This is a genomic window from Sinomonas sp. G460-2 (assembly GCF_047759905.1).
Lineage (GTDB): Bacteria > Actinomycetota > Actinomycetes > Actinomycetales > Micrococcaceae > Sinomonas.
The window spans coordinates 1-1025 of sequence record NZ_JBKZWT010000572.1; the positions used below are offsets into that span (position 1 = coordinate 1).

A 1025-nucleotide genomic window follows, 5' to 3' on the forward strand; every position below is an offset into this window, starting at 1 on the left:
CGGGCCCACCGCAGCCGGCTCGCCGGCCGTGTCCCACGGGCCCTCGATCGCGCTTCCTCTGACCAAGTTCTCGTGGCCCGCCGCGGGTCTCACGGTCAGCGTCGTCCCGACCGCCTGGAGCAAGGACCAGCCGGTGGACCCGCCGCTCGACGCGAACAACTTCGATCCGGTGGCGCATTGGCTCGCCGGGACGGGGGAGTCGGACGACGTGCGGCCCATCGTCCTGGCGGCGCATTCGTGCCATCAGGCCGTCGCGCTGTGCAACGACGCGACGTTCCCGTTCAACCGGCTGAGCTTCGCGGGCTGGGAGATCGGACAGGCGGCCACCGTCACCGACGCGCTCGGCAAGGTGGTGCAATGCGCGCTCGCGAGCCGGGAAGTGGTCGACAAGTCAAAGGCCTTTTCTTTTGCAAATGATCCGTGCCTGGTCGTCGTGTTCTCGTGCAATTACGAGAATCCCGACGGGCAGATCGTTCTATTGACATTCCGATGCGGGCAATGCACGTGAACGTGCCCGCATTGGCTCGCGGCAACCGCAACAAGCGGTAGCCGCGCAGGGGGAGACAAAGGAGGCGGGCATCGTGCCGCTCATTTCACGATTTTCGAAGAAGCACGTCGTGGGGCTGTTCGCGGCCGGCGCCGTGGGGCTGTTCGCGGTCGGCATCGCCACGAGCCCGGCCGTCGCCGCGCCGGGGTCCGCCAACGCGACGTCGATCCCGGTGTGCCACCGGACGTCGTCCGCGACCAACACATGGGTCTCGATCCTCACCGCAAAGGCTTCGATCGTTGGCTCGAATCCGCGCGACACGAAGGACATCTTCCCGCCGTTCGCCTACGTCGAGAGCAACGGCACCACGATCATCGTGCCGGGGCAGAACTGGGACGCCATCGGCCAGGTGCTGTACGCGAACAATTGCGTCTCCCCGGGCGGGCCCACGCAGACGCCGAGCCCCACGCCGACCGTTGTGCCGACCACCACGCCGCCGACGGTGACGCCGACCACCGCGCCGCCTACGCAGTCCGCC

1 protein-coding gene and 1 pseudogene are annotated in these 1025 nt (G+C 67.9%); both read left to right on the forward strand.

Annotated elements, in window-relative coordinates:
• The first annotated feature begins 133 nt into the window (after positions 1–133).
• The gene (locus ACLN58_RS22530; protein ID WP_415857429.1) at positions 134–508 is read left to right on the forward strand and encodes a hypothetical protein; all 375 of its coding nucleotides are present in this window, start codon (positions 134–136) and stop codon (positions 506–508) included.
• 73 nt (positions 509–581) lie between these two features.
• Positions 582–1025, forward strand: a pseudogene (locus tag ACLN58_RS22535) (hypothetical protein); the annotation flags it as partial.